The 1,588-nt window shown below is 67.0% G+C and carries 2 protein-coding genes; both read left to right on the top strand.

The window, feature by feature from the left end:
• Positions 1 to 103: 103 nt before the first annotated feature.
• Complete coding sequence (locus GORHZ_RS01320; protein WP_217998298.1) at positions 104 to 424, top strand: helix-turn-helix domain-containing protein; 321 nt, start codon at positions 104 to 106, stop codon at positions 422 to 424.
• A 56-nt stretch (positions 425 to 480) separates the two neighbouring features.
• Positions 481 to 1,524, top strand: coding sequence for an integrase core domain-containing protein (locus GORHZ_RS01315; RefSeq protein ID WP_217998297.1), 1,044 nt, complete (start codon positions 481 to 483; stop codon positions 1,522 to 1,524).
• The last annotated feature ends 64 nt before the right edge of the window (positions 1,525 to 1,588 follow it).

Genomic DNA, 1,588 nt, shown 5'->3' with positions numbered 1-1,588 from the left:
TGTTCTGCGTCTGACTTAATTCGGCATTCGGCGCGGAAAAATACCAGCCAAGATGCGGCGTGCCTGGACGGCTGGGAGGTCGGTGCAGGTGTCGAATCAGAGGGTGTCGAACACACGCAGGAAGCGGCGGCTGTTGGCGCCGAGCCAGAAGTACGAGATGTGGGTGGCGGTGCTGACCGGGCAGTCCACCCAGCGCGAGGCGGCCGAGAAATACAAGGTCGATCGGTCCACGGTGACCTCGGTGTGCCACACCGCCAAGGCCGGTGCGCTGGCCGCGTTGTCGGCCACCCCGGGCCGTCCCGGTCAGTCCCCGGAACAGGCCGAGATCGCCGAGTTGCGCGAGGAGGTCGAGCGGCTGCGCGCCACGGTCACCGAGCAGGCGGTCGCGCTGCATCTGCACGAGGGAAAATCGCGCTGGGACTGACGGCCGGCCCGGTCCCCACCCGCGTAGACGCATCGGTCAAGGCCGGCCTGCTGGAGTTGATCGACCACGCCGTCGCCCATGGCTGGTCGCGGCGGCGGGCGTGCCGGCTCCTCGATGTCGACGAGTCGCGGGCGGCGAGTTGGCAGGCCCGTATGGCCGCCGACGGACCCGACGGATTGGTCGATCAGACTCCCGGCGGTGGCCCGGTGCACGGCATCCTCGATGCCGAACGGGCCGCGATCATCGACCTCTACCGAGAGTGGGGCCAGATTGATCGCTCGCACCGCAAGCTGGCTCACCGCGGGTCGCGGCTGGAGTTGGTGCACGTGTCGGATTCCACGGTTCGTCGGGTACTGCTCGCTGAAGGGCTTGTGCTGGAAGGCAACCCGGCCCGTGAGCCGCGGGAGAAGACGCCGTGGCCGGACTGGCTGGAATGGAAACCGAACCGCGTTTGGGCGTATGACTTTACGCATTTCACCCGGGCGAAACGGGCGGTGATCGCGGTGCTGGATCTGGTCTCGCGCAAATGGTTGGCCACCCTGTGCTCGGCGGAAGAGACGTCCACCCAGGTCGAGGCCTGCTTCTGGGCGGCGCTGGAATCCGAGCAGTTGCTCGAGGTGATCGATGCCCGCGACACCGACCAGCTGCGCACCGCGTTGCTGTCCGGCGAGCCTGAGCCTCTGCAGGATGCGATCGGGGCCGGGCAGATCCCGCTGCTGTTGGCGGTCTCCGACAACGGACCGCAGATGCGCTCGCACACCACCCGGGAGTTCCTGGCCGGGGTGCACATCGCCCAGCACTTCGGACGCCCGCACACCCCGACCGATCAGGCCTGGATCGAGACCTTGTTCGGACACGTCAAAGGCGAGTGGCCGCACCTGGAGACCATCACCGATCCCGGCACCCTCGACACCGAACTCGCGGTGGTGCGCGAGCAGTACAACACCGTGCGGCTGCACGCCTCCATCGGCTACGTCACCCCCGACGACGAACACGAAGGACGCGGCGAAGGCTACCGGCAACGCCGCCGCGACGGGCTGGCGTTGGCCCGCCAGAAACGCCTCGACTACCGTCGAGGACAACAAGGAGAACCAACATGAACGCGCGACGTTCCTGGCTGGTATTTAATCCGGCCCGATGCCGAATTAACTCAGACACACCTCA

Source organism: Gordonia rhizosphera NBRC 16068, assembly GCF_000298195.1.
GTDB classification, from domain to species: Bacteria; Actinomycetota; Actinomycetes; order Mycobacteriales; family Mycobacteriaceae; genus Gordonia; species Gordonia rhizosphera.
Note: the sequence above shows the minus strand (reverse complement) of the source record. Positions and strands in the feature narration are given on the sequence as shown.